This is a genomic window from Pseudarthrobacter sp. NKDBFgelt, assembly GCF_046097905.1.
Classification (GTDB): domain Bacteria; phylum Actinomycetota; class Actinomycetes; order Actinomycetales; family Micrococcaceae; genus Arthrobacter; species Arthrobacter polychromogenes.
The window spans coordinates 35,979-42,822 of sequence record NZ_JBJURL010000036.1 but is presented as its reverse complement, the minus strand read 5'-3'; the positions used below and the strand labels follow the sequence as shown (position 1 = coordinate 42,822).

At 67.4% G+C, this 6,844-nt stretch carries 6 protein-coding genes; 2 read left to right on the top strand and 4 right to left on the bottom strand.

Annotated features, from left to right (window positions below):
• Positions 1 to 1,625 (bottom strand): PTS mannitol transporter subunit IICB (locus ACKAE7_RS11395; protein ID WP_408979233.1); only part of this gene is annotated, 1,625 nt, incomplete at its 3' end.
• A 79-nt stretch (positions 1,626 to 1,704) separates the two neighbouring features.
• Complete coding sequence (locus tag ACKAE7_RS11390) at positions 1,705 to 2,433, bottom strand: TetR/AcrR family transcriptional regulator (protein WP_104186986.1); 729 nt, start codon at positions 2,431 to 2,433, stop codon at positions 1,705 to 1,707.
• Positions 2,434 to 2,595: 162 nt separating this feature from the next.
• Between ACKAE7_RS11390 and ptsP the strand changes: the two genes are divergently transcribed.
• A complete protein-coding gene (gene ptsP / locus ACKAE7_RS11385) occupies positions 2,596 to 4,281 on the top strand; it encodes a phosphoenolpyruvate--protein phosphotransferase (RefSeq protein ID WP_188810869.1) in 1,686 nt (561 codons plus the stop codon).
• Between the two features lie 33 nt (positions 4,282 to 4,314).
• Here ptsP and ACKAE7_RS11380 read toward each other — a convergent pair whose 3' ends face one another.
• On the bottom strand, positions 4,315 to 5,097 hold the full coding sequence (locus ACKAE7_RS11380; protein WP_188810868.1) for an alpha/beta fold hydrolase: 783 nt from the start codon (positions 5,095 to 5,097) through the stop codon (positions 4,315 to 4,317).
• Positions 5,098 to 5,147: 50 nt separating this feature from the next.
• On the opposite strand from ACKAE7_RS11380, the gene ACKAE7_RS11375 reads away from it, so the two are divergent.
• Positions 5,148 to 5,555, top strand: coding sequence for a helix-turn-helix domain-containing protein (locus ACKAE7_RS11375; protein WP_188810866.1), 408 nt, complete (start codon positions 5,148 to 5,150; stop codon positions 5,553 to 5,555).
• On the opposite strand, the gene ACKAE7_RS11370 is transcribed toward ACKAE7_RS11375, so the two are convergent.
• Positions 5,552 to 6,772, bottom strand: coding sequence for a CdaR family transcriptional regulator (locus ACKAE7_RS11370; protein ID WP_188810864.1), 1,221 nt, complete (start codon positions 6,770 to 6,772; stop codon positions 5,552 to 5,554). The two genes, ACKAE7_RS11375 and ACKAE7_RS11370, sit on opposite strands and share 4 nt — an antisense overlap.
• Positions 6,773 to 6,844 lie beyond the last annotated feature (72 nt).

Genomic DNA, 6,844 nt, shown 5'->3' with positions numbered 1-6,844 from the left:
GCCGCGTGGGCGCCGTGGCTGGCGGCGGCAGCCCCTGCCCCTGCTGCAGCGGCAGTTGCGGGCCCGGAGGCGGATGCTCCGCCGGGTGTTCCGGCACCGGTGTCCGGACCTTCCGCTGTCACAGCACCCTCGGTATTGCTCTCCCTGACCAGCTCCACGATTTCGTCGTAGCGCGGGCTGCTCATGAAGTTGTCAACGGAGTAGTGGACGGCACTGGACGTGGCGGGCTTGGCCCGTTCCGTCAGGTCCTGGTGGGTGATCACGACGTCGTAGGTGTCGCTGAGGTTGGCGATGGCCGCGTTGGTGACCTTGACGTCCGGGAAGCCGGCCGCCTTGATCTTGTTGCGCAGCACCGAGGCGCCCATGGCACTGGAGCCCATGCCGGCGTCGCACGCGAACACGATGTTGCGCACCGGCCCGGCCAGGACGCCAACACCGCCGCCCGCTGCAGCACCTGCCCCGGTGCCCGTCAGGGTGGAGGCCACAGAGCTCTTCTTGCCCTTCATCTGCTCCATCCGCGAGGTGGCATCGTTGAGGTCCACCTCATCGCTGTGCTTGGTGGTCTTCATGATGACCGAGGCCACCAGGAAGGAGGCGGCCGTCGCCAGCAGGACCGCAAGGATCACGCCGATGTAGCTGTCCCGGGAGGTCTGGGCGAGCACGGCGAAAATGGAGCCGGGGGCGGCCGGCGCCACCAGGCCCGCACCAGTGATGGCCAGGGTGGCGATGCCGGTCATTCCGCCGGCGATGGCAGCGAGGATCAGCAGCGGGCGCATCAAAACGTAGGGGAAGTAGATCTCGTGGATACCGCCGAGGAAGTGGATGATGGCGGCACCCGGGGCGGACGCCTTGGCGGCACCGCGGCCAAACACCATATAAGCCAGCAGGATGCCAAAACCGGGTCCGGGGTTGGCCTCAAGCAGGAACAGGATGGACTTTCCCTGCTCCAGCGACTGCTGGACACCCAGCGGAGTGAGCACGCCGTGGTTAATGGCGTTATTCAGGAAGAGCACCTTGGCCGGTTCGATGAAGATGCTGGTGAGCGGCAGCAGTCCGTTGTCCACCAGGAACTGGACCACGTTGCCGGCGCCTGTGCTGAACGCCGAAACCAGTGGGGCGATGCCATAGAAGCCCAGCATGGCCAACAGGGCACCCCAGATGCCGGCAGAAAAGTTGTTGACCAGCATCTCAAAGCCGGGACGGATCTTGCCGTCCCAGATGGAGTCGATCTTCTTCATGGTCCAGCCGCCCAGCGGGCCCATGATCATGGCGCCGATGAACATCGGGATGCCGGCACCCACAATCACGCCCATGGTGCCGATGGCACCGACAACGCCGCCGCGGACGTCATAAACCATCCGGCCGCCGGTGTAGGCGATCAGGAGCGGCAGCAGGTAGGTGATCATCGGCCCCACTAGGCCGGTGTTCGCCACCCCGTCCGTCTCCCCAAAGCCGCCCAGCTGGGGAACGGGGAACCATCCCTTTTCAATAAAGAGTGCGGTAATGAGGCCCCAGGCAATAAAGGCGCCGATGTTGGGCATGATCATGCCGGACAGGAACGTCCCGAACTTTTGGACGTGCACGCGTGCGCTGGTGCGGGGTTTTGCAACTGTCTCTGTTGCCATGTGATTTCCTAACCGTCATTCCTGCGGCTTCGCAGGATGGTCCGATACTTACGACGACGTACTGCCGGAATGTGCGGGTTCAGCCCGCCGGGCTGGTGGAGATGCGGTGAAGCCATTCGAGGAAAAGCTTGAGTTCCGAGCTTGAAAGCTGGTCAGAGTGCGAGGCCTGAAGTGCGGCGTTCAGGGCGATCGCGGCCACCACTACCGAGGACTTCCCGGCGTCGCCCGGAGCCGCGCCGCCAGCGGGCTCGGCGGACACCGCAAAGATCATGGCGTCCCGGGTCATGGTGGACAGTTCGAGGTTCCGTTCGGAGGCGGGCTCCGCAATCAGCATCAGCGTCACGCCCACGTTGGCCGCCAGGATGGACCTGGCCGCTTCCCGGGGCTGGACGTTCAGCTGGCCCGCCACCGCTGCCTTGTTCAGCATCTCCTCCATGAGTGCCTCGGCATCTGCGACGATTGCCGGGCGGCTTTCCGGGCGGATGTTGCCGAACATCACCAGGTACAGCTCCGGCTGGTTCAGCCCGAACTGGACATGGTTGTCCCACATTCTCCGGATATCCTCGAGCGGCTGTCCGGAGGGGGCAAAATCCCTTTCGCCCGCAACATACTCTTCAAACCCTGCGGCGACGACGGCGTCGAACAGACCTTCCTTGTCACCGAAGTGGTGGTACAGCGTGGGGGCTGTGACCCCCGCCAGCTGGGTAATCTGGCGGGTGGAGACAGGGGCTCCCCCGGAGTTTGCCAGCAGCTCCGCGGCAGCACGGAGCAGCCGCATTTTGGGGGGAAGCTGGCCATCCAAACTCATAACCGCTACCCTAGCACCTATAGCATTGCTATATGAACTGAATCACATACAATTTTTTTCAGGCACGTTTCACGCCTCCGGACGCAGCAGTCTTCCGGCGGACCGGCATGGCGCCGGACATATCGGGCGGGCCTGGCAACCGGCAGAGAATGAGGACCTTCAGTGCAGAACTTCCCAGGAGTAGGCGTCAGCCCAGGCCGCGTCATCGGCACCGTCCGGCAGATGCCCAAACCCATCAGCGAACCTCCCGCCGGCGAGCAGTTGGCGCCAGGGACCACCGCCGAGGAAGCAACTGCAGCGCTGAAGGCAGCCTCCCAGGCGGTGCACGATGAACTGAAGGCCCGCGCCGCCCACGCCACCGGAGACGGCAAGGCTGTCCTGGAAGCCACCGCACTGATGGCCAAGGACACCATGCTCATCAAGGGCGCGGCCAAGCTTGTGGCACGCGGCATGTCCGCAGAGCGCGCCATCTGGGAGTCCGGCTCCTCAGTATCAGAGATGCTCCACAACCTGGGCGGCTACATGGCCGAACGCGCCACCGACGTCCTGGACGTCCGCGCCCGGATCGTTGCAGAACTGCGGGGCGTGCCCGCCCCCGGCATCCCCGCCTCCAGCACCCCGTTCGTCCTGGTGGCCGAGGACCTGGCCCCCGCTGACACCGCCACCCTGGACCCCAACAAGGTCCTGGCACTGGTCACGGCCGGCGGAGGTCCGCAGTCCCACACCGCCATCATCGCCCGGTCCCTGGGCCTTCCCGCCGTTGTGGCCGCAGTCGGCGTGGACGAGCTCCCCGACGGCACCGAAGTCTATGTGGACGGCGCCGCCGGCAGCATCACCTCCGAACCCGACGAATCCCTGCGCGCAGCTGCGGAAGCGTGGGCTGCCACCGCGTCCCTGCTGGCCGACTTCAGCGGAACGGGAGCGACGGCGGACGGCCACCTGGTGCCTTTGCTTGCCAACGTGGGCGGCGGCAAGGATGCCGAGGCGGCCGCCAAGCTGGGCGCCCAGGGCGTCGGCCTGTTCCGCACCGAATTCTGCTTCCTCGAGCGGGACACCGAGCCCAGCGTCGAAGAACAGGCCGCAGCCTACAAGAGTGTTTTTGATGCCTTCCCGGGCAAGAAAGTGGTCCTGCGAACGCTCGATGCCGGCGCGGACAAGCCGCTTCCGTTCCTGACCGACTCCACCGAGCCCAATCCGGCCCTGGGCGTCCGCGGCTACCGCACCGACTTCACCACCCCCGGGGTCCTGGACCGCCAGCTCGAGGCAATCGCCCTGGCCGAGAAGCAGTCGGAGGCGGACGTCTGGGTCATGGCGCCCATGATCTCCACCGCAGAAGAAGCCGCACGCTTTGCCTCGATGTGCGCCGATGCGGGCATCAAGACCCCCGGCGTCATGGTTGAGGTTCCCTCCGCCGCCCTGACCGCGGAAGCCATCCTTCGGGAGGTGGCCTTCGCCAGCCTCGGCACCAACGACCTCACCCAGTACGCCATGGCCGCGGACCGCCAGCTCGGCCCGCTCGCCAACCTCAACACCCCGTGGCAGCCTGCCGTCCTGCGCCTCGTGGGCCTGACAGTGGAAGGCTCCCGGGCGGAAGGCAACACCAAACCCGTGGGCGTCTGTGGGGAGGCAGCCGCCGACCCCGCCCTCGCCGTCGTCCTTACCGGCCTGGGCGTCAGCACCCTGTCCATGACAGCCCGCTCCCTCGCTGCCGTGGCCGCCGTCCTGAAGACCGTCACGCTCGAGGAAGCGCAGCAGCTGGCCAAGCTGGCATTGTCCGCTCCCAGCGCCACGGAAGCGCGGGCGTGGGTTCGGGAGAAGCTGCCCGTCCTGGACGAACTCGGACTCTAGGGGCGACGCCCGCCTGGGCTGGAGTCGCCCGGCCTAGGCGGTGACGCCGAAGCCGTCCAGGGCGCGGACCCAGCCGCTGATGGCTTCGGCCGATGCGCCCGGGGCGGTGTGCTGCAGGACGTGGCCCTGCCCCGGGACTTCGGCCATGGTGCCCTGACGGGCGACTGCGGCAAGGTGTTCGCACCAGGGGCGGCGCGCGATGGGGTCCCTGGCGCCCCGAAGGACCAGGACGGACTGGCTGACGGCGGCCACCTTTTCCTCCATGGGGTAGTCCATCATCACGGGAAGCTCGGTCAGGTACCAGCGCGGGCCGGCCCTGAAGTAGTCGCTGAACACGAGGGCGTTCGAGGTCAGGCTCTCCCTGAACAGGGCATCACGCGTGAGTGCCAGCGCCTGCCTGGTGACTGTCTTCCGGGGGGAGTCCACCACGGGTCCCATCAGCACGGCGCCCGCCACCCGGCCGGGTTCCAGGAGTGCGAGCTCCACCGCTGACTGCGTCCCCATGGAGTGGCCCACCACCACATAGCTGGAAACTCCTGACTCCGCCAGTACAGCGCCCACGAACGCCGCAAAGTCCCCGATCTGCAGCTGGCGCGGGGGCCTCGAAGCCTTTCCGAAGCCCGGGAGGTCGAAGGTGTAGACGTCCGCTTCCCTGGCCAGTTTCAGATGCAGCCGGGCGAGGTACCGGTGGGACACTCCGATGCCGTGCAGCAGGACGTAGGCGGGCCTGGGCTGGGCTCCTGCGGGCTTTACCGAGGCGTACAACTTGCCCCGGAGTCCGCCCGCCTCGACGTCCCGGCCGCCACTAAGTTCCATCAGCCGAGCATACCCGCCCGGGGCGGGGTGGCCGCCGGTAGGCTGGGTGCATGGCACTGATAGCTCCCCGGATCACTGGCGCGCTCCCGTCGGAGGATGCCGAGAAGCTGGGCCGTGCACTGGCCGGCAGCGACGACATCACCGTCTTCGTGGACGGCACGGTCCACCGGCTGCCGCCCCAGGCGAGGGACGCCGTCGTCGATCTCCTGCACCGCTTCAGCCGCGGCGACGCGGTGACGGTCAGCAGCGTGGAGGACATGCTCACCACATCCAAGGCAGCGGAGCTGGCCGGCATCTCGCACACCTACCTGCGGAACATGACGGACCGCGGCGAGATCCCCGTGGAGTACCGCGGCACCCACCGGCGGATTCCGCGGGCCGCCATCATGGCGTGGCTGGAGGGGCAGAAAAAATCCGAGCTGCGCGACGTGGGCAAGGACCCCGGGGCGGGCGGCTAGATCCTGGGCCTGCCTGCCCAGCGGCGCATCTTCAGCGCGGCGTGCAGCTCCAGGCGGGGCATCCCCTTGAGCGGATCCACGCCGAGCAGCTGCCGGATCCGGCCCAGCCTGTTGTAGATGCTGCTGCGGTGAAGGTGGAGTTTGGTGGCCACGTCCTGGACGGAGCCGTCATTGTCGTAGAGGAGTTCCAGTACCGGCAAAAGCTCCCCGTTGCGGTCGTGGTCCTCAAGCATGCGGACGTAGACCGAACCCGAGTCAGCCCAGGCACTGGCGCCGCCCCCTGCGGATGCGAGGAGCTGGTAGACGCCGGCGGCCCGGCAGTCGACGAGTTCGCCGAGCTGCGGGTCCACGGCTGCGGCCTGGGCCGCCACCTTCGATTGGCGGTACGCCGAGGCGAGCTCCCGCGGCCGGCCAAAGCCCTCGCTGAGGCCCAGGATGATGCGGTGGACCGGACGTCCGGAGCGCTTGGCGAGTTCCAGCTGGTAGTGCACCAGGACCTGGGCGTGGTTGGCCCTGCCGGACAACTCACGGAAAAGGACCACCGAATGCGTCTCCGTGCCGGCGCTGAACAGGGCAGAGTCCACACCAATGGTCGCCTGCAGGGCGGCGGCCCGGTGGATCAGGGTGGACGCGATGGGGTCCGGCCCGCCGGACCAGCCGTCGGCGTCGAGCACCGTAACCACCTGCCAGGGGCCACGGCCCTGGACCTCCTTCCAGCCCGCGACAGCGGCCACCGCATTGGGTTCGCCGGCGCAGGCGGCCAGGAACTCCCGCTCCCGTCCGCGCCGAAACTCCGATTCCGCAGTGTTCGAGTCCAGCAGGAGCCCTGAGAGCATCTCGAGCTCGTGGTTGACGGCCGGCAGCTGGGTGAGGATCGCCGTCGGGCTTTCATCCGCCGAGTCCTGCTGCACCCACAGGTATCCCACCCGGAAGCCGCGCACCATCAGGGGAACGCAGACCCGGCCCAGCATGCCAAGGTCCTGGTTGGCGGGAACCACCACCGGCCGCACCGCCGTGGCAATGCCGTGCGAGAGCTGCCACGCGCTGACGTCCGCCGGGACTTTCTTGCTCAGCAGGAAGTTCACCCGGACGCGGTCTGCGTGGGACTGGTTGGAGCTGTAGGCAAGCAGCACACCGTCCAGGTCCTCGAGCGACAGGCCACGGCCCAGCTTCTGCGCCACCTGCTCAACCAGTTGTTCCACACCCTGCAGCTGCATGCGCCAACACTACTGCCCGGAAGGTCCCGTGGACGAACGGACATGAGGCGACACCTGCCGCCCTCCGGCTCG

What these genes read in the sequence shown, in the direction of transcription:
- ACKAE7_RS11390 (WP_104186986.1), bottom strand. Translation starts at nt 2,433, where the DNA reads ATGAGTTTGGATGGCCAGCTTCCCCCCAAAATGCGGCTGCTCCGTGCT.
- ACKAE7_RS11380 (WP_188810868.1), bottom strand. Translation starts at nt 5,097, where the DNA reads ATGGAACTTAGTGGCGGCCGGGACGTCGAGGCGGGCGGACTCCGGGGC.
- ACKAE7_RS11375 (WP_188810866.1), top strand. Translation starts at nt 5,148, where the DNA reads ATGGCACTGATAGCTCCCCGGATCACTGGCGCGCTCCCGTCGGAGGAT.
- ACKAE7_RS11370 (WP_188810864.1), bottom strand. Translation starts at nt 6,772, where the DNA reads ATGCAGCTGCAGGGTGTGGAACAACTGGTTGAGCAGGTGGCGCAGAAG.